We start from the raw sequence: 22,085 nt of genomic DNA, 5'->3' as shown, positions 1-22,085 counted from the left end.
GTCAGTCGTCTTCGCCGTGGAAGCGCCGCCTGACGGACAGCAGCTCCACCTCGGGGCGGGCGGCGACCAGCCGTTCGCACCGGTCGAGTATGTCGCTCACGTGCGCCGCGTCGCCGGACACCAGCGCGAGGCCGATGAGGGCCCTGCGGTGGAGATCCATGTGATCCACCTCGGCCGCGCTCACCGCGTACTTGCGCTGGAGCTCGGCGACGATGGGGCGGACGACGGAGCGCTTCTCCTTCAGCGACCGTACGTCGCCGAGGAGCAGGTCGAAGGACAGCGTCCCCACGTACATGTGTATCCGGATGACCCGCCGGTACGGGATCGATGGCCCTGCGGTTGGGGCAGGGACATCAAGAACGGTACCGCGTACCTGCCGGTGGCTCGACGGGGTTTTCCTTTGCCCGCCCACCCGCCCGACACGGTTGGCCAGGAGGCCAGGCCCTCTGGGGCTCCGCCCCGGACCCCGGCGGGGACTGCGTCCCCTGCACCCCTTTTAACGGCCAGCCGGCCGACGGGGCGAGGCCCCGTCGGCCGGTCTGGGAACCGTGGGTTACACCCGCGGCTTCTCGCGCATCTCGTACGTCGCGATGACGTCGTCGATCTTGATGTCGTTGAAGTTGCCGAGGTTGATACCGCCCTCGAACCCTTCGCGGATCTCGGTGACGTCGTCCTTGAAGCGACGCAGACCCTCGATGTTGAGGTTCTCCGCGATGACCTTGCCGTCGCGCAGGAGTCGCGCCTTGGTGTTGCGCCTGACCTCGCCGGAGCGGATGAGCACACCCGCGATGTTGCCCAGCTTGGACGAGCGGAAGACCTCGCGGATCTCCGCCGTGCCCAGCTCGACCTCTTCGTACTCCGGCTTGAGCATGCCCTTGAGGGCCGCCTCGATCTCCTCGATCGCCTGGTAGATGACCGAGTAGTACCGGACGTCCACGCCCTCGCGCTCGGCCATCTGCTGCGCACGCCCGGCGGCGCGCACGTTGAAGCCGATCACGATGGCGTCCGAGCCCATCGCCAGGTCGATGTCGGACTCCGTGACCGCACCGACGCCGCGGTGCAGGACGCGGATGTCGACCTCTTCGCCGACGTCCAGCTGGAGCAGGGAGGACTCGAGTGCCTCGACGGAACCGGAAGCGTCACCCTTGATGATCAGGTTCAGCTGCTGGACCTCGCCGGCCTTCAGCACCTTGTCCAGGTCCTCGAGCGACACACGGCGCGTGCGCTTCGCGAAGGCCGCGTTGCGCTCGCGCGCCGCACGCTTCTCCGCGATCTGACGGGCCGTACGGTCCTCGTCGACGACGAGGAAGTTGTCGCCCGCACCCGGGACGTTGGTGAGGCCCAGGACCTGCACCGGCGTCGACGGGCCCGCCTCGGTGACGAGGTTGCCGTTGTCGTCGTGCATCGCCCGGACTCGGCCGTACGCGTCGCCGACCACCATGGTGTCGCCGACCCGCAGCGTGCCGCGCTGGACGAGGACCGTCGACACGGCACCACGGCCGCGGTCGAGACGGGACTCGATCGCGATGCCCTGCGCGTCCTGGTGGGGGTTGGCCCGCAGGTCGAGCGAGGCGTCGGCCGTGAGGATCACGGCCTCCAGCAGAGAGTCGATGTTCAGACCCTGCTTGGCGGAGATGTCGACGAACATCGTGTCGCCGCCGTACTCCTCGGCCACCAGCCCGTACTCGGTGAGCTGACCGCGCACCTTGGTCGGGTCGGCGCCCTCGACGTCGATCTTGTTGACCGCGACGACGATCGGGACGTCGGCCGCCTTGGCGTGGTTGAGCGCCTCGACCGTCTGCGGCATGACGCCGTCGTTGGCCGCGACGACCAGGATCGCGATGTCGGTCGACCGCGCACCACGGGCACGCATGGCGGTGAACGCCTCGTGACCCGGGGTGTCGATGAAGGTGATCTTGCGGTCTTCCTCGTTGACCTCGGTCGCGACCTGGTAGGCACCGATGTGCTGGGTGATGCCGCCGGCCTCGCCCGCGATGACGTTCGTCTTGCGGATGGCGTCGAGGAGCCGGGTCTTACCGTGGTCGACGTGACCCATGACGGTGACGACCGGCGGGCGGACCACCAGGTCCTCCTCGTCGCCCTCGTCCTCGCCGAACTCGATGTCGAAGGACTCCAGGAGCTCGCGGTCCTCCTCCTCGGGGCTGACGATCTGAACCGTGTAGTTCATCTCGTCGGCGAGGAGCTGGAGCGTCTCGTCGGAGACGGACTGCGTGGCAGTGACCATCTCGCCGAGGTTCATCATGACCGCGACGAGCGACGCCGGGTTGGCGTTGATCTTCTCCGCGAAGTCGGTGAGCGACGCACCGCGCGACAGGCGAACGGTCTCGCCGTTGCCGCGAGGCAGCATCACGCCGCCGACCGACGGGGCCTGCATGGCCTCGTACTCCTGGCGCCTCTGCCGCTTCGACTTGCGGCCACGACGCGCGGGACCGCCGGGACGGCCGAAGGCGCCCTGCGTGCCACCACGGCCACCGGGACCGCCGGGACGGCCACCGAAGCCGGGACGGCCACCGCCGCCGGGACCACCGGGACGACCGGCGAAACCGCCGCCACCGCCACCGGGACCACCGGGACGACCGGCGAAACCGCCGCCACCGCCACCCGGACGGCCGGCGAAGCCGCCGCCACCCGGACGACCGCCGCCGCCACCACCGGGACGGCCACCGCCACCGGGACCGCGGCCACCGGGGCCACCGCCACCGGGACGCGGACCGGCAGCCGGACGCTGCGGCATCATGCCGGGGTTCGGACGCGGACCGCCGGGACCGCCGCCGGGACGCGGACCGCCGCCCTGCGGACGGGGCATACCGCCCGGGGTCGGACGCGCGCCGCCCGGAGCCTGCGGACGAGGACCGCCGCCGGCACCCTGCGGACGGTTACCGCCCTGGCCCTGGCCCTGCGGACGCGGGGCGCCGCCGGGGGCACCGGGGCCGCCCGGACGCGGGGCACCGCCCGGACGGGGCGCCTGCGGGCGCGCCATGCCGGTGGAGCCACCAGAGGTGAACGGGTTGTTGCCCGGACGGGGACCCGCCGGACGGGCACCGGGACGCGGAGCGCCGCCACCCGGACGCGAGGCGCCGGGACGGTCGCCACGGTCACCACGACCCTGGCCACCCTGGCCGGAACCACCCGGGCGCGGAGCACCCGGACGCGGCGACTGGCCGGCCGGACGCGGGGCGCCCGGACGCGGGCCGGAGCCCTGCGAGGAGCCCTGCGAGGAGGCCGGCGCGGCGGGAGCCGACGGGGGTGCCGTGAACTCGGGCGTGGTCGGAGCCGGGGACGCCGGGGCGGGCCGCGGCGCGGGCTTCGGGCCCGGGGTGGGACGGGGGCCGGGAGAGGCCGGTGCGGCCGGAGCCGCGGGCTTCTCGTCGGCTGCTGCCGGCTTGGGGGCCGGCGGGCGCGGGGCGGCCGGACGGGCAGCCTGCGCCGGGGAGGGGGCGCCCGGCTTCGCCGGGGCAGCCTTGCGGGCGGGGGCGGGCTTGCCGCCACCGTTGCCCTGCTGGAGGGCGTCCGTCAGTTTGCGTACAACGGGCGCTTCGATGGTCGAAGACGCCGAACGGACGAATTCACCGAGCTCCTGGAGCTTGGCCATGACGACCTTGCTCTCGACACCGAACTCCTTGGCGAGTTCGTAGACCCGGACCTTAGCCACTTCGCTCCTTTGAGGTCCGGGTGAAGCCGGACCGTCGCTAGTTCATGGGCGTACTCATCGCGTACTCATCGAGTGCTCATCGCAATCTCGACCTGCTTTCGACTCGCGAGGTACCTAAGACCGCACGGGGGGTTCCGTGCGGCGCGTTCTTACCGTGTTGCCTGATCGGCAACTGTTGCCTGCTCGACGTATCGACGCAACGCCTTTGTGTCGAGCGCTCCCGGGGCGCGCAGTGCCCTCGTGAACGCCCGGCGGCGAACCGCCTGGTCAAGACAGACCGGTGTGGGATGCACATACGCACCCCGGCCGGGCAGCGTACCGCGTGGATCAGGGGCACATGCACCCTCGATCAACACGACCCGCAAAAGATCGGCCTTGGCCGCTCGCTCCCGACACCCCACACAGGTGCGTTCAGGGCATGCGCGGGTGCGCGTCCGGCCAGACACCGTTAAGTCTACCTCCCCGTAGGCGCCTCACCCCTTTGGGGCAGGATTCGAACAGTTGCCGCGCCCGAACCTGTCGTGATCTGAACGACCCGCGGCTTGGATCTATTCCCCGGCCCGGTCGTCCCCGGCCGGTTCGGTGTCCGGCCGGATGTCGATCCGCCAGCCGGTCAGCCTGGCCGCGAGGCGGGCGTTCTGCCCTTCCTTGCCGATGGCCAAGGACAGCTGGTAGTCGGGCACGGTCACCCTGGCCGACCTGGTCGCCATGTCCACGATCTCCACCTTGGAGACGCGGGCCGGCGACAGCGCGTTCGCCACCATCTCGGCCGGGTCGTCCGACCAGTCGACGATGTCGATCTTCTCGCCGTTCAGCTCGCCCATCACGTTGCGCACGCGGCCGCCCATGGGGCCGATGCAGGCGCCCTTGGCGTTCAGGCCGGACCGCGTGGACCGTACGGCGATCTTCGTGCGGTGACCGGCCTCACGGGCGATCGCGGAGATCTCCACGGACCCGTCGGCGATCTCCGGCACCTCCAGGGCGAAGAGCTTCTTCACCAGATTGGGGTGCGTCCGGGACAGCGTCACGGACGGTCCGCGGACGCCCTTCGCCACCCGGACGACGTAACTGCGCAGCCGCATGCCGTGCGGGTAGGTCTCGCCGGGCACCTGCTCCTGGACCGGCAGGATGGCCTCGAGCTTGCCGATGTCGACGAGCACGTTCTTCGGGTCGCGGCCCTGCTGGACCACGCCGGTGACGATGTCGCCCTCGCGGCCGGCGTACTCGCCGAGCGTCGCGTCGTCCTCGGCGTCGCGCAGGCGCTGCAGGATGACCTGCTTGGCCGTGGTGGCGGCGATACGGCCGAAGCCGGACGGGGTGTCGTCGAACTCGCGGGGCTCCTGGCCCTCCTCGAGGTCGTCGGGGTCCTCCTTCGCCCACACGGTCACATGGCCGGTCTGCTTGTTGAGCTCCACGCGCGCGTGGCGGCGGCTTCCCTCGGTGCGGTGGTAGGCGATGAGGAGGGCCGATTCGATCGCCTCGACCAGCAGGTCGAAGGAGATCTCCTTCTCCCGAACCAAGCCCCGCAGGGCACTCATGTCGATGTCCACGGCTACGCCTCCTCTTCCTTCTTGTTGTCCTTGCGGCTGAACTCGACCTGGACGCGCGCCCGGACGATGTCGTCGAAGGCGAGTCTGCGCGTGGTGGCCTTGCGGCCCTTGACCCCGGGCACCTCGGTGTCGATGCCCTCGTCGTCGACCTTCAGGATCCTGGCGACCAGCTCGCCGCCCTCGGCCAGCTGGAACTTCGCCAGCCGGTCCGTGGCGCGGACGTAGTGCCGGTGTTCCGTGAGGGGGCGCTCCGCGCCCGGGGTGCCGACTTCGAGGGTGTACTCCCCCGCGCCCATCGCGTCCGTCTCGTCGAGCTTCGCCGAGAGCGCGCGGCTCACATCGGCGATCTGGTCCAGGTCCGCGCCCGTGTCCGAGTCGACGACGACGCGCAGCACACGCTTGCGACCGACGGAGTCCACTTCGATCTCTTCGAGATCCAGGCCCTGGGATGTGACGAGCGGTTCCAGCAGTTCTCGCAGCCTCTCGCTCTGGGTGGTGCTCATCCGGGTGACTCCTCGGCCGCGTGTGCTGTTGTGGGATGGGTCGCGTGTCTGATCAAAGGGTATCCGGTCGCGGGGTGTGTTGCCGTCCACCCGGTGACGAACGGTGCCGCTGAGTGGTCCCGGGCGGGGGCCCGGGTACCGTGATCACGGGCGTTCAGCCCTGAGAGCCGCTTCTTTCTCGTTCGAGCCCCCCGAGGACGTCTGACGTGCCGTTCCCCTCATCGCCGCGCGCCCGCTCGGGACCGCGCAGAAGGAGTCTGCTCGCCGTCGGTCCGGCGGCCCTCGCCCTGGCCGGCTGCACCGCCGGCGGTGACGGCCCGGGCGACCCGGAGGACGGCCCGTCGGCGGCCGACCGCCGGGCACGCGCGCGTGCGGCGCGGGACAGCGAGGGAATGGTGGAGCGGTACGACGCCGTGATCGCCGCCCACCCGGGGCTCGCGGAGCGGCTGCGGCCGCTGCGGGCGGAGGCCGTACGGCACGCGCAGGCGTTCGGAGGGGGTCCTGGCCGGAAGGCGTCCCCTTCCCCCTCCCCTTCTTCCTCTTCCGCCGCCCCCTCGGCCGCCGCCGTGCCGGCCGACGAAAAGGACGCACTCGTCTCGCTCGCCGTCGCGGAGCGGGAGCTCGCCGACCGGCGGGCGCAGGCGCTGCTCGACATGCCGGGCGAGCTGGCGCGACTGCTGGCCTCGGTGGCGGCGGCCGGGGCGGCGCACGTGTATCTGCTGATGGAGGGTGGCGCGTGAGCGAGGCGAAGGACAGAGAGCTGCGGGCCCTCCAGGCAGCGCTGGCGGCCGAGCACGCGGCGGTCTACGGGTACGGCGTCGTCGGCGGGCGGATCGGCGAGGGGCAGCGCGCCGACGCGCGGACGGCGTACGACGCGCACCGGGCGCGCCGCGACGCGCTGGTGCGCGAGGTGAAGGACCTGGGCGGCAGGCCCGTGGCCGCGGCCGCCGGGTACGCCCTGCCGTTCCCGGTGCCGGACGCGCCGGCGGCCGTGCGGCTCGCCGCCGAGCTGGAGGACCGGGTGGCCGGGGTGTACTCGGACCTGGTGCGCGCGGCGGGCGGCGGGCGGCGGGCCCTGGCCGCCGAGGCGCTGCGGGAGGCGGCGGTGCGGGCGGTGCGCTGGCGCGGCGAGAGCGTAGCCTTCCCTGGGCTCGCCGAGCGGGCCGGCACGGCCCCGCCCTTGGCGGCGCCGACGGCGTGACCCGCGCAGGGCACGCTCCGCGGACAGCACGAAGGGAACGACTCGCGCATGGTTTTCGAACCGCCGAAGCGTCTGGTCAGGGCGCTCGGTGAGACGGCACCGGACGGTGACGACTGGCTGGAGAAGCTGCCCGAGGCGGCGCAGCAGGCCGTCGCGCTACGCGAGTTGACCGTGGAGCGGGTGCAGGTGCCCGGTGGGCGCAGCAGCCTGGTCGTGCTGGTGCGGACGGCCGACGGGACGCCCGCGGTGCTGAAGCTGGCGCCGGGCCGGGCCCGCCCGGAGGCGGAGCGGGCCGCGCTCGCGCACTGGGGCGGACGGGGTGCCGTACAGCTGCTGGAACCCTTCACTGCTGAGGGCGTGCTGTTGCTGGAGCGGCTGCATCCGGACGTGTCGGTGCGGTCGCTGCCGGAGGCGAAGGCGCTGCTGGAGGCGGCGGGGACGCTGCGGCGGCTGTGGGTGGAGCCGCCTGCCGACTTCCCCTTCGAGACGGTGGCCGAGCGGACGGGACGGCAGGCCGAGGCGATGCGGGCCCGGGCGCAGGCCGATCCCGAGGTGGCCCCGTTGGTCGGCCTGGCGCTCGCGGCGCGCGAGGAGTTGCTGGCCGCGCCGCCCGAACACCGGCTGCTGCACGGCACGTTCCGGCAGAGCAAGGTGCTCTCCGGGGAGCGGATGCCGTGGCTGGCCGTGGGGCCCGACCCGGTGGTCGGCGAGTGCGCGTTCGATCTGGCCCGGCTGGTCCGCGACCGGGTGGAGGACCTGATCGCGCAGGCGTCGGGTGCGGCGACGACCCGTCGGCGGGTGAAGCGGCTGGCCGAGTCCCTGGACGTGGACCAGGAGCGGCTGCGGGGCTGGACGCTGTTCCGGGCCGTGGAGTCGGGTGTGCGGGCCGGGCGGGTGGGGCGGCCCCGGGACGCGGAACTGCTGCTGGAGTTCGCGGGCTGGCTGTGAGCGCTCCGGCGGGCCGGAGCGCTCACAGAGCACGGGGACTCAGGCCGTGAGCCGGGCGACGGCCTCCTCGACCGTCAGCTCCTCGCGCTCGCCGGTGCGGCGGTCCTTCAGCTCCACCACGCCGTCGGCCGCGCGCCGCCCGGCCACCAGGATCTGCGGTACGCCGATCAGCTCGGAGTCGGTGAACTTGACGCCCGGGGAGACGCCGGGGCGGTCGTCGACCAGGACGCGGACACCGGCGGCGGCCAGCTTCCCGGAGATGTCGAGGGCCAGTTCCGTCTGGAGGGCCTTGCCGGCGGCGACCACGTGGACGTCGGCCGGGGCGACCTCCTTGGGCCAGCACAGGCCCTTGTCGTCGGCGGTCTGCTCGGCCAGGGCGGCCACCGCGCGGGAGACGCCGACGCCGTAGGAGCCCATGGTGACGCGGACGGGCTTGCCGTTCTGGCCGAGGACGTCGAGCTTGAGGGCGTCGGTGTACTTGCGGCCCAGCTGGAAGATGTGGCCGATCTCGATGGCCCGGTCGAGCACGAGGCCCGTGCCGCACTTCGGGCAGGGGTCGCCCTCCTGCACGACCACGACGTCGACGTGACGGTCGACCTCGAAGTCGCGGCCCGCGACGACGTTCTTCGTGTGCGTACCGGGCTTGTTGGCGCCGGTGATCCAGGACGTGCCGGGGGCCACGCGCGGGTCGGCGATGTACGTGACCTTGTCCAGGCCCTGCGGTCCGACGTAGCCGCGGACCAGGTCGGGACGGGTCGCGAAGTCGGCCTCGGTGACCAGCTCCACGACGGCCGGGGCGAAGTGCGCCTCGACCTTGTCCAGGTCGACCTCGCGGTCGCCGGGGACGCCGACGGCGACGATCTCGCCGTCGACCTTGACGAGGAGGTTCTTCAGCGTGGCCGAGGCCGGGACGCCGAGGGAGGCGGCGAGGGTCTCGATGGTCGGGGTGTCGGGGGTCGGGATGTCCTCGGCGGCCGGGACGTCCGTGGCGTCGACGGGCTTCAGCGCGTACGTGATCGCCTCGGTGTTGGCGGCGAAGTCGCAGTTCGGGCAGTCGGCGAAGGTGTCCTCGCCGGCCTCGGCCGGGGCGAGGAACTCCTCGGACTTGGAGCCGCCCATCGCGCCGGCGGTCGCGGCGCAGATGCGGTAGTCGAGGCCGAGACGCGCGAAGATCTTCCGGTAGGCCTCGCGGTGCAGGGCGTAGGACCGGGCGAGGCCCTCGTCCTCGGTGTCGAAGGAGTAGGAGTCCTTCATCAGGAACTCGCGGCCGCGCAGGATGCCCGCGCGGGGCCGGGCCTCGTCACGGTACTTGTGCTGGATCTGGTAGAGGATCACCGGCAGGTCCTTGTAGGAGGACGCCTGGTCCTTCACCAGCAGGGTGAAGATCTCCTCGTGGGTGGGGCCGAGGAGGTAGTCGCCGCCCTTGCGGTCCTGGAGGCGGAAGAGCTCCTGGCCGTACTCGTCCCAGCGGGCGGTCGCCTCGTAGGGCTCACGCGGCAGCAGGGCGGGGAGCAGCACCTCCTGGGCGCCGATGGCGTCCATCTCCTCGCGGACGATGCGCTCCACGTTGGCCAGGACGCGCTTGCCGAGCGGCAGCCAGCTCCAGATCCCTGCGGCGGTGCGGCGCACGTACCCGGCGCGGACCAGGAGCTTGTGGCTGAGGACCTCGGCGTCCGCCGGGTCGTCGCGCAACGTCTTCGCCATCAACTGGGACATGCGCTGGACCGGTACGTTCGCCATGGCTTCTCTGCTCCTGCTGCTGGGGGTCCCCCCGCTCGAGCGGAGCCGAGAGTGGGGGAAGGTGATGGCAGGAGGTTATCCGGGGGGTACCGGGCGGTGGAAATCGGTCAGCGGCGCAGGAGCGGGAGCGGGGCGCCCATCACCGCGTACGGCTTGGGGGCGCTCGGGAAGAGGACCTGGCGGGCCAGGTCCCGGTAGCCGAGCGAGCGGTAGAGCGCGCGGGCCGGGCTCTCGGTGTCGATCGCCGAGAGGATCGAGCGGGGTTCGGCGGCGCCGTCGGTGATCGTGGTGATCAGGGAGCGTCCGATGCCGCGGTTCTGGTGGGCGGGGTGGACGTGCAGTTCGGTGATCACGAAGGCGTCGTCGAGCCAGTGGTCGTGGTGGTTCGCCCTGAGGTACGGCTCCACGACCGTGGACCACCAGTGGGTGCGGTCGTTGGGCATGCCGTAGACGAAGCCGACGAGGTTCCGGCCGGCTGTCGCGCCGAGGGCCCTGGCCCCCGGGTAGGTCATGTGGCGCAGGACGATCTGGCGGCGGACTGCGACCTCGTCGGGGCCGAGGCCGAAGGCCACGGCTTGGACTGCCAGGGCCTCGTCGACGTGGGCGGAGAGGTCGAGGGGGCCGATCACCAGGTCCATGGCGGGGAGCCTACAGGGGGGTGCCCGTTGTCAGAACAGCACGCTCATGAAGGCGCCGACCTCTTGGAAGCCCACCCTCTGGTACGTCCTGCGGGCCGCCGTGTTGAAGTCGTTCACGTAGAGGCTGACGACCGGGGCGACGTCGGCCAGGGCGTAGCGCAGGACCGCTGCCATGCCGGGGGCCGCCAAGCCGGTCCCCCGGTATTCGGGGGCCACCCACACGCCCTGGATCTGGCAGGCGCGGTCGGTCGCGGCGCCGATCTCGGCCTTGAAGACGACCTTGCCGTCCGCGTCGAAGCGGGCGAAGGCGCGGCCGGAGCCGACGAGTTCGGCGACGCGGGCCTGGTACAGCAGGCCGCCGTCGCCGGCCAGCGGGGAGACGCCGACCTCCTCGGTGAACATCGCCACACATGCCGGCATGATCTTCTCCATCTCGTCCTTGCGGACGCGACGGACGTAGGGGTCCGGGGCGATGCCGTCCGGGAGGCGGTCGGTGACCATGAGCGGCTGGTGGCGGCGGACGTCCCGGGCCGGGCCCCACTGGGGTTCCAGCAGCCGCCACAGGTCGGCGGTGGAGCCGGCGGGGCCGACGATGGAGGAACAGCGGCGGCCGGCCCGGCGGGCGCGGTCGGCGAAGGCGCGGACGGCGCGCGGGGTGGCGCAGATCGGGACGAGGTTGGCGCCCGCGTAGCACAGGGACGTCAGCATGCCGTCCTCGTACCAGCCCCACATCTCTCCGCCGAGGCGCCACGGGTCGAGGCCGGCGATCTGCACGCGGGAGGTCACGAAGGCGTTCGCGACGGGCTCGCGGTCGAGTATGGCGAGCGCGGCGTCCAGGTCGCTCGGTTCGAGGACCCGGGAGGTCGTCTGCGTCAACACGGGCGGGGCCTCACACACTCGGGTCTGCTTGGTCTCCGCACTATAGCTGCGCCGCTTGGGCGGGGCGCCTTGGAGCTCGGGACTTGCTGTTTGGCGGGCGGCTGCGGGTTTTCCGTGGCTGTTCGCGCAGTTCCCCGCGCCGCTGAACGACAGGGCGCGGGGCAACCGCCGGTCCTGGAAGGCTCAGCCCGCTACCGCCACCGACGGCTCGCCCGAGGCGACGCCGGCCTGTTCCATCTGCTCGGCGAGCTTCATCGCCTCTTCGATCAGCGTCTCGACGATCTTGGACTCGGGGACGGTCTTGATGACCTCGCCCTTGACGAAGATCTGGCCCTTGCCGTTGCCGGAGGCGACGCCGAGGTCGGCCTCGCGGGCCTCGCCGGGGCCGTTGACGACGCAGCCCATGACGGCGACGCGGAGCGGGACCTCCATGCCGGTGAGGCCGGCCGTGACCTCTTCGGCCAGCTTGTAGACGTCGACCTGGGCGCGGCCGCAGGACGGGCAGGAGACGATCTCCAGGCCGCGCTCCTTGAGGTTCAGCGACTCCAGGATCTGGATGCCGACCTTCACTTCCTCGGCCGGGGGCGCGCTCAGCGAGACGCGGATCGTGTCGCCGATGCCCTGGCTGAGCAGGGCGCCGAAGGCGACCGCCGACTTGATCGTGCCCTGGAAGGCCGGACCGGCCTCCGTCACACCGAGGTGCAGCGGGTAGTCGCACTGCTCGGCGAGCTGCTTGTACGCCTCGATCATCACGACCGGGTCGTTGTGCTTGACGGAGATCTTGATGTCCCGGAAGTCGTGCTCCTCGAAGAGGGACGCCTCCCACAGGGCCGACTCGACCAGGGCCTCGGGGGTCGCCTTGCCGTACTTCTGGAGGAGACGCCTGTCGAGGGAGCCCGCGTTGACGCCGATGCGGATCGGGGTGCCGTGGTCCCGGGCCGCCTTGGCGATCTCCTTGACCTTGTCGTCGAACTGCTTGATGTTGCCGGGGTTGACGCGGACCGCCGCGCAGCCCGCCTCGATCGCGGCGAAGACGTACTTCGGCTGGAAGTGGATGTCGGCGATGACCGGGATCTGCGACTTGCGGGCGATGGTGGCGAGCGCGTCGGCGTCGTCCTGGGTCGGGCAGGCGACCCGGACGATCTGGCAGCCGGAGGCGGTGAGTTCGGCGATCTGCTGGAGGGTCGCGCCGATGTCGGACGTACGCGTCGTCGTCATCGACTGGACCGAGACGGGGGCGTCTCCGCCGACGGCCACGGATCCGACCTGGATCTGGCGGCTCTTCCGGCGCTCGGCGAGCTTGGTCGGAACGGACGGCATGCCGAGAGAAATCGCAGTCATCTGCTGTGCAACCCCAAGTCGTGGATCAAGGTCCGGTCCCGTGAGCAGCGGGCTCCGAGCTTCGAGATTACGGCACATGCCTTGGCGCGGGCACATCCCAGTCGCATTGCCACTCAATGGGAGGCGGCCCGGCACAAAGTGTGCCGGGCCGCCTCGAACGCCGTATGACTAGGAGATTCTCACCGGGTTAACCACATCCGCGATCAGGACCAGGATCGTGAAGCAGATGAAGATCCCGGCGACCACGTAGGCGACGGGCATGAGCTTCGCCACGTCGAAGGGGCCCGGGTCCGGCCGGCGCAGGAGCCTGGCCGTGTTGCGGCGCAGCGACTCCCACAGGGCGCCCGCGATGTGGCCGCCGTCGAGCGGCAGCAGCGGAAGCATGTTGAACAGGAACAGGGAGAGGTTGAAGCCGGCGACCAGCATGAGGGCCATGGCCAGCTGCTGGGTGGGCGGGATGTCGAGGGTGAAGATCTCGCCGCCGACGCGGGCCGCGCCGACCACGCCCATCGGGGAGTCGGCCTCGCGCGGGGCGCCGTCGAAGGCCGCGTTCCACAGGGCCGGGATCTTGCTGGGCAGGGCGGCGAGGGAGTCGACGGCCTCGCCGATCCGGTCGCCCATCCAGGTCACGGACTCGCCGAAGTCCTGTTTGACCACGCCGGTGGCGGCGCTGAAGCCGAGGAATCCGGCCTGGACGTACTGGCCCTCGACGATCTGTCCGCCGGAGTCCTTCTTGGCGACCTGGTTGGTGGCGATCTTCGCGTGCAGGGTGACGTCCTGGCCCTTGCGGTCGACGACGATCGGCACTTCCTTGCCGGGATTGGCGCGGATCAGGTCGGACAGCTTGTTCCAGTCGTCGGTCGGCACGCCGTTGAAGGAGACGATCTTGTCGCCCGCCTTGAGGCCCGCGGCGGCGGCCGGGGCGGCCGGGTCGCCCTTCTCGCACTTGTCGCGGTTCTCGCTCTGCGCGATGACGCACTGGGAGACGGAGCTGACCGTGGTGGTCTGCTGGGTGATGCCGAAGCCCATCAGGATGCTGAGGAACAGCGCCACGGCCAGGACCAGGTTCATGAAGGGGCCCGCGAACATCACGATCACGCGCTTCCAGGGCGCGCGCGTGTAGAACATGCGGTTCTCGTCGCCCGGCCTGAGCTCCTCGTACGCGGCCGAGCGGGCGTCCTCGATCATGCCGCGCCACGGGGAGGTGGAGCGGACCTCCAGCCGGCCGTCGGGGCCGGGCGGGAACATGCCGATCATGCGGATGTAGCCGCCGAAGGGGATGGCCTTGAGCCCGTACTCGGTCTCGCCCTTCTTCCGCGACCAGATCGTCGGGCCGAAACCGACCATGTACTGCGGCACGCGGATGCCGAACAGCTTGGCGGTGGACAGGTGCCCCAGCTCGTGCCACGCGATCGAGAACAGCAGGCCGACCACGAAGAGGCCTATGCCGAGGATGAACATCAGGGTCGTCATGCACGGGCCTCCGCCGTCTGTGCCGCCAGTTCCCGGGCCCGGGTCCGCGCCCAGGTCTCCGCTTCGAGGACGTCCGACACGGTGAGTGAGGTTCCCGTACGCGGGGTGCCGTGCTCCTCGACGACCCGGGTGACGGTCTCCATGATCCCGTTGAAGGGCAGTGCGCCCTGACGGAACGCCTCCACGCACTCCTCGTTGGCCGCATTGAACACCGCCGGGGCGGTGCCCGCGAGCTCGCCGACGTGCCGGGCGAGGTTCACCGACGGGAAGGCCTCGTTGTCGAGCGGGAAGAACTCCCAGGTCGAGGCCTTGCTCCAGTCGAAGGTGGGCGCGGCGTCGGGGACCCGCTCGGGCCAGCCGATGCCGATGGCGATGGGCCCGCGCATGTCGGGCGGGGTCGCCTGGGCCAGTGTCGATCCATCCGTGAACTCAACCATCGAGTGGACATACGACTGGGGATGCACGACCACCTCAATGCGGTCGAAGGGAATGTCGTAGAGGAGGTGCGCCTCGATGACCTCCAGGCCCTTGTTGACCAGGGTCGCGGAGTTGATCGTGATGACCGGGCCCATGGCCCAGGTGGGGTGCGCGAGGGCGTCCTCGACGGTGACGTGGGCCAGCTCCGCCTTCGTACGACCGCGGAAGGGACCGCCGGAGGCGGTGACGACCAGCTTGCGGACGTCGGCGCGGGTGCCGGCGGCCAGGGCCTGGAAGAGGGCGGCGTGCTCGGAGTCGACCGGGATGATCTGCCCGGGCTTGGCGAGGGCCTTGACCAGCGGGCCGCCCACGATGAGCGACTCCTTGTTGGCGAGCGCGAGGGTGCGGCCCGCCTCCAGGGCGGCCAGGGTCGGGGCGAGGCCGATGGAGCCGGTGATGCCGTTCAGGACGGTGTGGCAGTCGGACGCGGCGAGCTGCGTGGCCGCGTCCGGGCCGGCGAGGATCTCGGGGAGCGGCTCGCCCGTGCCGTACTGCGCGGTGAGCGCCTCGCGCAGGGCCGGTACGACGTCCTCGCGGGCGACCGCGACCGTGCGCGCCCGCAGCCGGTACGCCTGCTCGGCGAGGAGGGCGACCCGGCCGCCGTTGGCGGACAGGCCGGTGACCCGGAACCGGCCGGGGTTGCGCAGCACGAGGTCGATGGCCTGCGTGCCGATGGACCCGGTGGAGCCGAGGATCACCACGTCCTTCGGGCCGTCGCCCGCTACGGGGTCGTAGACCAGATGGGGATCGGCGAGGGGGGCTGGACTGTCGCTCATTGCTCCATTGTTGCCGTAAGCGTGGTGTGTGAGGACAGCGCATCCCCCTCGCGGGGGCGCGTGCCGTGCGTGCACGCGCCCCTGGGGGCCGGTCAGCGGATCGGCCGGTGCAGGTTCTCCTTCCGGGACGGTCCCGGTGTCGCGTCCGCGATCCACGGTCCCTCGCCCGACGGGTCGACGATGCCGCGCTCCAGCCACTCGTACGTGCCCGACAGGACGCCCTTGACGACCTTGCGGTCGAGGTCGTCGGTGTTGGTCCACAGGCGGTTGAAGAGCTCCTCGATCCGGATCCGGGACTGACGGCAGAAGACGTCGGCGAGCTGGTAGGCCTCGCGGCCGTGGTCGCCCTGGCTGCGCAGGAGTTCGGCTCGTACGCAGGTCGCGCTCATGGCGAACAGTTCGGCGCCGATGTCGACGATCCGGCCGAGGAAGCCCTGCTTGGACTCCATCCGGCCCTGCCAGCGGGACATGGCGTAGAAGGTGGAGCGGGCGAGCTTGCGGGAGGTGCGCTCGACGTAGCGCAGGTGCCCGGAGAGGTCCACCTCGTGCTTGAACTCGCCGTAGGAGGTGGGGAGCCGGCCCGGGCCCGCGACCAGCTTCGGGAGCCACTTGGCGTAGAAGACGCCCGCGTTCGCTCCCGCCCTGGCCTTGTCGCCGAGGGACTTCTCGGGGTCGATGAGGTCGCCGGCGACCGAGAGGTGGGCGTCGACGGCCTCGCGGGCGATGAGGAGGTGCATGATCTCCGTCGAGCCCTCGAAGATGCGGTTGATGCGCAGGTCGCGCAGCACCTGCTCGGCGGGGACGCCGCGCTCGCCGCGGGCCCGGAGGGACTCGGCCGTCTCGAATCCGCGGCCGCCGCGGATCTGGACGAGTTCGTCGGCCATCGTCCAGGCCATCTCGGAGGCGTAGAGCTTGGCGAGGGCGCCTTCGATGCGGATGTCGTTGCGGTCCTCGTCGGCCATCTGCGAGGCCAGGTCCGTCACGGCCTCCAGTGCGAAGGTGGTGGCCGCGATGAAGGAGATCTTGGAGCCGACCGCCTCGTGGTGCGCGACGGGCTTGCCCCACTGCTCGCGGGCCGCCGACCACTCCCGGGCGATCTTCAGGCACCACTTGCCGGCCGCGACGCAGGAGGCGGGCAGGGAGAGCCGTCCGGTGTTGAGCGTGGTCAGGGCGATCTTCAGGCCCTGGCCCTCCGCGCCGACGCGATTGGCCGCGGGGACGCGGACCTGGTGGAAGCGGGTGACGCCGTTCTCGATGCCGCGCAGGCCCATGAAGGCGTTGCGGTTCTCGACGGTGACGCCGGGCGAGTTGGTCTCCACGACGAAGGCCGTGATGCCGCCCTTGTGGCCCTCGCTCTTCGGGACCCGGGCCATGACGACCAGCAGGTCGGCGACGACGCCGTTGGTCGTCCACAGCTTCACGCCGTCGAGGACGTAGTCGTCCCCGTCGGGCACGGCGGTGGCGGCGAGGCGGGCCGGGTCGGAGCCGACGTCGGGCTCGGTGAGCAGGAAGGCGCTGATGTCCGTGCGGGCGCAACGCGGCAGGAAGCGCTCCTTCTGTTCCTGCGTGCCGAACAGTTTCAGCGGCTGCGGCACGCCGATCGACTGGTGCGCGGAGAGCAGCACGCCGATGGCGGGACTGGCGGAGCCGGCCAGGGAGAGCGCCTTGTTGTAATACACCTGTGTGAGGCCCAGTCCGCCGTACTTGGTGTCGATCTTCATGCCGAAGGCGCCGAGCTCCTTCAGCCCGTCGATCACCTCGTCGGGGATGCGGGCGTCGCGCTCGATGAGGGCCGCGTCGACCTTCGTCTCGACGAAGTCGCGGAGCTTGGCGAGGAACTCCTCGCCGCGCTGGGCCGCCTCGTCGGCCGGAAGGGGGTGGGGGTGGATGAGGTCGAGCCGGAAGCGGCCGAGGAACAGCTCCTTGGCGAAGCTGGGCTTGCGCCAGTGCTGCTCCCGGGCGGCCTCCGCCACCTCACGGGCTTCCCGCTCGGTGACGGCGGGACGGGAGGAGGGGGTAGTGGAAGCGGACATGAGGGTCACCTCGCCGCATATAGGGCTGTTGAGGACCGTACGTTACCGATCAGTGCTACTGGATCGTTGGTACCCGAAACCGGACGCTCCCACCAGTCCTCGCGCGTCCGTTCAGCCGAAGGGGGCGGAACGCCCCCGGACTTGTCGGGGGCCTGACGACGGTGTTGCATCGGGGTGCCGGCCAGGAGTCGGGCCTCCTCCTGAGAAATAGGTATCGAAGCGCTTCGACAACCTATGGACACGTACTCCCGCTGGAGCTACTGTCGAACCACCCTCACCCACCCATATCAGCAACGCGCATCGTCGAAGCGCTTCACAAAGCTTGGAGAGCTGGATGGTCACCCTCGCCGAGGTCGCCCAGCACGCCGGAGTCTCGGCGAGCACGGTGAGCTATGTCCTCAGCGGCAAGCGGTCCATCTCCGCGAACACCCGGCAGCGGGTCGAGCGGAGCATCCGCGAGCTCGGGTACCACCCGAACGCCGGGGCCCGCGCCCTGGCCAGCAGCAAGTCGAACATCATCGCGCTGATGGTCCCGCTGCGCACGGACATGTACGTGCCCGTGATGATGGAGATCGCCATCGCGGTGGCGACCGCCGCGCGGACGCACGGGTACGACGTGCTGCTGCTCACCGGTGAGGAGGGCCCGGACGCGGTGCGCCGGGTCGCCGGCAGCGGGCTCGCCGACGGGATGATCCTGATGGACGTCGAGCTCGACGACGAGCGGCTGCCGTTGCTGCGCGCGACGGACCAGCCCTCCGTGCTGATCGGGCTGCCCGCCGACACCAACGGGCTGACCTGCGTCGATCTGGACTTCCGGGCGACGGGCGCGCTGTGCGTGGAGCATCTGGCGAAGCAGGGCCACCAGGACATCGCTGTCATCGGCGAGGCCCCGGCCGTCTACGAGCGGCACACCGGCTTCGCCGAGCGCACTCTCGACGGGCTCCGGTCACGTTCCCGGGAGCTGGGCGTGCGGCTGCTGCACCGGCCGTGCGACGGCGGGTACGACGCGATGGCCGTGACGCTCGCCCGGATCCTCGACGAACGCCCCGGGACCACGGGGATCATCGTGCAGAACGAATCGGCGGTCGAGCCGCTGCTCGCGCTGCTGCGGCAGCAGGGCCGGGCCGTGCCCGAGGACGTGTCGGTGGTCGCGATCTGCCCCGACCAGGTCGCGACGCAGGCCTCGGTGCGGCTCACGTCGGTCGCCATCCCCGCGCAGGAGATGGGCCGGCACGCCGTGGAACACCTGGTCGCCAAGTTCGAGGGGCGCGGCAGCGACGAGGTCGTGCTGATCGCTCCCGAGCTGACGGTCCGGGGCAGCACGGGGCCGGCGCCCACCCGGCCGTAGGCACATCCGGGTACACCGCTTCTCCCGCCCACCGAACCACCTCCCAGGGCACCGCCATGTCCGCGCACCTCTGTCCGAACACCCCTGCCTGAACACCTCTGTCTGCACTCCCCCAGGAGCACAGGAGACCGCCACGTGAATCAGCCTGCTGAAACCCAGCCCCAGGTGAGCCTGGCGCAGTCCTCCCCCACCGTCGGCACGTTCCGTGAGCGGGACGGCGCGCTGGAGTGGAGCGGCCGTCAGGAGACCGTACGGATCGAGCCGTGGGGTCCGGACGCGGTCCGGGTGCGGGCCCGGCTCGGCGGCCCGGTGCTCGAAGGGCTCCCGGGCGCGCTCCTCGACGAGGCCCCCGCTTCGCCGTCCACCGTGAAGATCGAGGACGGGCACGGGCAGCTCACCGTCGGCGCGCTCACCGTCGAGGTGAACGCCGAGGGCCTGGTCCGCTTCCTGCGGACGGAGGACTCCGCCGAGCTGCTCGCCGAGGACCGCGCCCACTTCTGGTGGCCCGGCTCCCGCCTCTACACGGCCGTCGGCAACGGACACCACCGTTTGGAGCAGCGCTTCGCCGCGTACAACGACGAGAAGCTGTACGGCCTCGGCCAGCACCAGCACGGGCGCCTCGACCAGAAGGGCCTGGTCCTCGACCTGGTCCAGCGCAACGCCGAGGTCGGCATCCCGGTGCTGACCTCCAGCCGCGGCTACACCCTGCTGTGGAACAACCCGGCGATCGGCCGCGTGGAGCTCGCGCACAACGGCACGCGGTGGGTCGCCGACTCCGCCCGGCAGATCGACTACTGGATCACGGCGGGCGACCCGGCCGCCGCCCAGCGGAGCTACAGCGCGGTGACCGGCCGGACGCCGATGCTGCCGGAGTGGGCGGCGGGCTTCTGGCAGTGCAAGCTGCGCTACCGCACCCAGGACGAACTCATGGCGGTGGCACGGGAGTACAAGCGCCGGGGCCTGCCGATCTCCGCGATCGTGTGCGACTTCTTCCACTGGACGCACCTCGGCGAGTGGAAGTTCGACCCCGAGGAGTGGCCGGACCCGGCGGCGATGGTGCGCGAGCTGGAGGAGCTCGGCATCAAGCTGGTGGTGAGTGTCTGGCCCTCGGTGTCGCCGCTGAGCGAGAACCACCCGGTCATGGAGCAGCGCGGCTTCTTCATCGGCACCCAGTACGGCCCGATGGCCCACGCCGACTGGCCCGACAAGGAGGTCGCCTCCACGGTCCAGGTGGCCTTCTACGACGCCACCAACCCGGACGCCCGGGAGTTCGTGTGGTCGAAGGTGAAGGAGAACTACCTCGACCCGTACGGCATCACGGCGTTCTGGCTGGACGCCTGCGAGCCGGAGCTGAAGCCGGGCTTCCAGGAGAACCTGCGCTACTGGGCGGGCCCCGGCCTGGAGGTCGGCAACATCTACCCGGCCGAGAACGCCCGCACGTTCTACGAGGGGCTCGTCGCCACCGGCGAGGAGGAGGTCGTCAGCCTCAACCGCTCGGCCTGGGCGGGCAGTCAGCGCTACGGCGCCGCCCTGTGGTCCGGGGACATCGGCACCGACTTCCCGACCCTGCGCCGCCAGATCGCGGCCGGCCTCAACACCGCGCTGTCGGGCATCCCGTGGTGGAACACCGACATCGGCGGTTTCCACGGCGGCGACCCGGACGACCCGGCGTACCGGGAGGTGATGGTCCGCTGGTTCCAGTTCGGCGCGCTGTCCCCGCTGATGCGCCTGCACGGCTTCCGCGACCCGGGCATGCCGCTGGGCCCGGAGATGACCGGCGGCCCGAACGAGGTGTGGTCGTACGGCGAGGAAGCGCTGGCCGTCCTGGAGAAGTACCTGCGGCTGCGCGAGCGCCTGAAGCCGTACGTGCTGCGTGTCATGCGGGAGGCGCACGAGGAGGGCCTGCCGGTGATGCGGCCGCTGTTCCTGGAGTTCCCGGACGACCAGGCCGCCTGGTCGGTCGACGACTCCTACCTCTTCGGCCCGGACCTGCTGGTCGCCCCGGTGCTCACCGCCGGCGCCACCGCCCGTACGGCGTACCTGCCGGCGGGGGCCACATGGACGGACGCGTGGACGGGTGAGACGTACGAGGGCGGCCGCTCCGTGACGGTCGACGCCCCACTGGACCGCATCCCGCTGTTCCTGCGGGACGGGGCACGGCTGCCTGTAGCGGAGTAGCCGTGTCGTCAGGGGTGGCCGGAGCGATGGAGGTCTTCCGGCCACCCCTTTCGCTGTTCGTCCAACTTCCTTCCACCACAGGCGTGTTCGAGAGGATAGGTTGCCCTGCGTGTCCACGTCTCCGCTCCCCCTCACGCTGGCGAATCTGTTGCTGCGACCGGGCTTCGGCTCCCGCCGGGCCCCGGACCGGATCTTCGACCGCATCGTGGTGGAGGCCGGTGAGGCGCCGGGAGACCGGGAGTTCGTCGACGGCTTCCGGTCGCTGCTGGGGTGGTGGGCGAAGGCCGAGAACCTCACCCCGGTCGGCTGGCAGTCGGCGCAGGTCCACGTGCGCCGGCATCTCGCCAACCGGGCCCGGGTGCGGCGGCTGATCGCCGAGCATCCGGAGATCGAGCGGGAGCCGATCGAGAAGCCGGTGTTCGTCGTGGGGCTGCCGCGCACCGCCACCACGGTCACCCACTCCGTGCTGTCGATCTCCGACGAGCACCGGTGTCCCCTGCTGTGGGAACTGCTCGGGCCCGACCTGGAGTTGCCGCCCCGGCAGCGGCGCAAGGCGATCACGGCCGGGCGCCGGCTGGTGCAGGGCACGGACCTCTTCGCGCCGCGCTTCCGCGACATCCACGCGATGGCCGCCGAGGGGCCCGAGGAGTGCACGTTCGCGCTCCCGCACGCCCTGATGCCGTTCTCCCAGGCCCGTATCCCGGAGTACCTGGCCTGGCACTGCGAGCGGGACTTCGTCGCCGACTACCGGTACCTCAAGCAGGTCTACCAGGTGCTCCAGTACGGCCGTCCGCGGCGGCGCTGGGTGCTGAAGTCCCCGATGCACCTGGAGAACCTGGACGCGCTGCGCATGGTCTTCCCCGACGCCACGATCGTGTGGTGCCACCGCGACCCGGTCACCGTCGTGGCGTCCTTCTGCTCGCTGATCGAGCACGGCATGGCCGTCAGCACCCGCCCGCTCGACCTGGCCGGCATCGGCGCTACCTGGCTGGGCCTGCTGAGCCGTGCCATGACGCGCGGCCTCGCGGCCCGGGCCGCCATCCCGGCGGAGCAGCTGGTGGACGCCCCGTACTCCTGGCTCGGCTCCGACCCCGCGACCGGCGCTCCGAAGCTCTACGCGGCCGTCGGCGCCCCCTGGACCGAGGCCGACGCGGCCCGTCTCCCCGCGGCCGTCGCCCGCCCCAAGGGCACCCGCAAGCACACCTACGACCTGTCCCGCTACGGCCTGACCCGCGCCGAGGTCGAGTCGTCCTTCGCGGACTACAACGCGCTGCGGGCCGAGGTCGACCGCGCCTGAAGCTCGGCGCGGCCGACCCCGGCCCCGGGA

Annotated in this window: 18 protein-coding genes; 6 read left to right on the top strand and 12 right to left on the bottom strand. The window is 71.4% G+C overall.

The window, feature by feature from the left end:
* Window position 1: 1 nt before the first annotated feature.
* From CP976_RS31400 to rimP, 5 genes are all read right to left on the bottom strand, one after another.
* Window positions 2–295 carry a DUF503 domain-containing protein gene (locus CP976_RS31400; RefSeq protein WP_150483333.1) on the bottom strand — a complete coding sequence of 98 codons (294 nt, stop codon included), beginning with the start codon at window positions 293–295 and terminating at the stop codon, window positions 2–4.
* A 258-nt stretch (window positions 296–553) separates the two neighbouring features.
* Window positions 554–3,673 (bottom strand): translation initiation factor IF-2, encoded by a 3,120-nt coding sequence (gene infB / locus CP976_RS31395; RefSeq protein WP_150483332.1) that lies wholly within the window; start codon window positions 3,671–3,673, stop codon window positions 554–556.
* 149 nt (window positions 3,674–3,822) lie between these two features.
* Window positions 3,823–4,119, bottom strand: a complete 297-nt coding sequence (locus CP976_RS31390) for a YlxR family protein (protein ID WP_086854357.1) — start codon at window positions 4,117–4,119, stop codon at window positions 3,823–3,825.
* A gap of 102 nt (window positions 4,120–4,221) precedes the next feature.
* Entirely contained in the window at window positions 4,222–5,223 is a 1,002-nt protein-coding gene (gene nusA / locus CP976_RS31385; protein WP_086605958.1) for a transcription termination factor NusA, read from the bottom strand.
* A 2-nt stretch (window positions 5,224–5,225) separates the two neighbouring features.
* Window positions 5,226–5,726, bottom strand: coding sequence for a ribosome maturation factor RimP (gene rimP / locus CP976_RS31380; protein WP_086854356.1), 501 nt, complete (start codon window positions 5,724–5,726; stop codon window positions 5,226–5,228).
* 206 nt (window positions 5,727–5,932) lie between these two features.
* Here rimP and CP976_RS31370 point away from each other — a divergent pair, with 206 nt between their 5' ends.
* From CP976_RS31370 to CP976_RS31360, 3 genes are read left to right on the top strand one after another with little or no spacing between them, the layout of a single operon-like run.
* A complete protein-coding gene (locus tag CP976_RS31370; RefSeq protein ID WP_150483331.1) occupies window positions 5,933–6,466 on the top strand; it encodes a hypothetical protein in 534 nt (177 codons plus the stop codon).
* Window positions 6,463–6,927, top strand: coding sequence for a ferritin-like domain-containing protein (locus CP976_RS31365; protein ID WP_150483330.1), 465 nt, complete (start codon window positions 6,463–6,465; stop codon window positions 6,925–6,927). The genes CP976_RS31370 and CP976_RS31365 overlap by 4 nt, the downstream gene beginning before the upstream one ends.
* 48 nt (window positions 6,928–6,975) lie before the next feature.
* On the top strand, window positions 6,976–7,875 hold the full coding sequence (locus CP976_RS31360; protein WP_150483329.1) for an aminoglycoside phosphotransferase family protein: 900 nt from the start codon (window positions 6,976–6,978) through the stop codon (window positions 7,873–7,875).
* Window positions 7,876–7,914: 39 nt separating this feature from the next.
* Here the strand turns inward: CP976_RS31360 and CP976_RS31355 are convergent, their stop codons facing one another.
* From CP976_RS31355 to CP976_RS31325, 7 genes are all read right to left on the bottom strand, one after another.
* Window positions 7,915–9,615: a proline--tRNA ligase gene (locus CP976_RS31355; protein ID WP_150483328.1), complete on the bottom strand. Its 1,701-nt coding sequence runs from the start codon at window positions 9,613–9,615 to the stop codon at window positions 7,915–7,917.
* A gap of 107 nt (window positions 9,616–9,722) precedes the next feature.
* Window positions 9,723–10,253: a GNAT family N-acetyltransferase gene (locus CP976_RS31350; protein ID WP_150483327.1), complete on the bottom strand. Its 531-nt coding sequence runs from the start codon at window positions 10,251–10,253 to the stop codon at window positions 9,723–9,725.
* Between the two features lie 30 nt (window positions 10,254–10,283).
* Window positions 10,284–11,132, bottom strand: coding sequence for a GNAT family N-acetyltransferase (locus CP976_RS31345; RefSeq protein WP_086847571.1), 849 nt, complete (start codon window positions 11,130–11,132; stop codon window positions 10,284–10,286).
* Window positions 11,133–11,315: 183 nt separating this feature from the next.
* Window positions 11,316–12,473, bottom strand: a complete 1,158-nt coding sequence (gene ispG, locus CP976_RS31340; RefSeq protein ID WP_150483326.1) for a flavodoxin-dependent (E)-4-hydroxy-3-methylbut-2-enyl-diphosphate synthase — start codon at window positions 12,471–12,473, stop codon at window positions 11,316–11,318.
* A gap of 168 nt (window positions 12,474–12,641) precedes the next feature.
* Window positions 12,642–13,934: a M50 family metallopeptidase gene (locus CP976_RS31335; RefSeq protein ID WP_150485577.1), complete on the bottom strand. Its 1,293-nt coding sequence runs from the start codon at window positions 13,932–13,934 to the stop codon at window positions 12,642–12,644.
* 8 nt (window positions 13,935–13,942) lie between these two features.
* Window positions 13,943–15,199 carry a 1-deoxy-D-xylulose-5-phosphate reductoisomerase gene (gene dxr / locus CP976_RS31330; protein ID WP_059419171.1) on the bottom strand — a complete coding sequence of 419 codons (1,257 nt, stop codon included), beginning with the start codon at window positions 15,197–15,199 and terminating at the stop codon, window positions 13,943–13,945.
* A 92-nt stretch (window positions 15,200–15,291) separates the two neighbouring features.
* Window positions 15,292–17,232 carry an acyl-CoA dehydrogenase family protein gene (locus CP976_RS31325; protein WP_150483325.1) on the bottom strand — a complete coding sequence of 647 codons (1,941 nt, stop codon included), beginning with the start codon at window positions 17,230–17,232 and terminating at the stop codon, window positions 15,292–15,294.
* 334 nt (window positions 17,233–17,566) lie between these two features.
* On the opposite strand from CP976_RS31325, the gene CP976_RS31320 reads away from it, so the two are divergent.
* From CP976_RS31320 to CP976_RS31310, 3 genes are all read left to right on the top strand, one after another.
* The gene (locus tag CP976_RS31320) at window positions 17,567–18,580 is read left to right on the top strand and encodes a LacI family DNA-binding transcriptional regulator (RefSeq protein WP_086847563.1); all 1,014 of its coding nucleotides are present in this window, start codon (window positions 17,567–17,569) and stop codon (window positions 18,578–18,580) included.
* Window positions 18,581–18,715: 135 nt separating this feature from the next.
* On the top strand, window positions 18,716–20,758 hold the full coding sequence (locus tag CP976_RS31315) for a glycoside hydrolase family 31 protein (RefSeq protein ID WP_150483324.1): 2,043 nt from the start codon (window positions 18,716–18,718) through the stop codon (window positions 20,756–20,758).
* A gap of 109 nt (window positions 20,759–20,867) precedes the next feature.
* A complete protein-coding gene (locus CP976_RS31310) occupies window positions 20,868–22,055 on the top strand; it encodes a sulfotransferase family protein (RefSeq protein WP_150483323.1) in 1,188 nt (395 codons plus the stop codon).
* The last annotated feature ends 30 nt before the right edge of the window (window positions 22,056–22,085 follow it).

It is taken from the genome of Streptomyces coeruleorubidus (genome assembly GCF_008705135.1).
Classification (GTDB): domain Bacteria; phylum Actinomycetota; class Actinomycetes; order Streptomycetales; family Streptomycetaceae; genus Streptomyces; species Streptomyces coeruleofuscus.
The sequence above is the reverse complement of the archived record's forward strand: the minus strand, read 5'-3'. Positions and strand labels throughout refer to the sequence as shown.

What these genes read in the sequence shown, in the direction of transcription:
- CP976_RS31350 (WP_150483327.1), bottom strand. Translation starts at nt 10,253, where the DNA reads ATGGACCTGGTGATCGGCCCCCTCGACCTCTCCGCCCACGTCGACGAG.
- CP976_RS31320 (WP_086847563.1), top strand. Translation starts at nt 17,567, where the DNA reads ATGGTCACCCTCGCCGAGGTCGCCCAGCACGCCGGAGTCTCGGCGAGC.
- CP976_RS31400 (WP_150483333.1), bottom strand. Translation starts at nt 295, where the DNA reads ATGTACGTGGGGACGCTGTCCTTCGACCTGCTCCTCGGCGACGTACGG.
- rimP (WP_086854356.1), bottom strand. Translation starts at nt 5,726, where the DNA reads ATGAGCACCACCCAGAGCGAGAGGCTGCGAGAACTGCTGGAACCGCTC.
- CP976_RS31335 (WP_150485577.1), bottom strand. Translation starts at nt 13,934, where the DNA reads ATGTTCATCCTCGGCATAGGCCTCTTCGTGGTCGGCCTGCTGTTCTCG.
- CP976_RS31360 (WP_150483329.1), top strand. Translation starts at nt 6,976, where the DNA reads ATGGTTTTCGAACCGCCGAAGCGTCTGGTCAGGGCGCTCGGTGAGACG.
- dxr (WP_059419171.1), bottom strand. Translation starts at nt 15,199, where the DNA reads ATGAGCGACAGTCCAGCCCCCCTCGCCGATCCCCATCTGGTCTACGAC.
- CP976_RS31355 (WP_150483328.1), bottom strand. Translation starts at nt 9,615, where the DNA reads ATGGCGAACGTACCGGTCCAGCGCATGTCCCAGTTGATGGCGAAGACG.
- ispG (WP_150483326.1), bottom strand. Translation starts at nt 12,473, where the DNA reads ATGACTGCGATTTCTCTCGGCATGCCGTCCGTTCCGACCAAGCTCGCC.
- CP976_RS31325 (WP_150483325.1), bottom strand. Translation starts at nt 17,232, where the DNA reads ATGTCCGCTTCCACTACCCCCTCCTCCCGTCCCGCCGTCACCGAGCGG.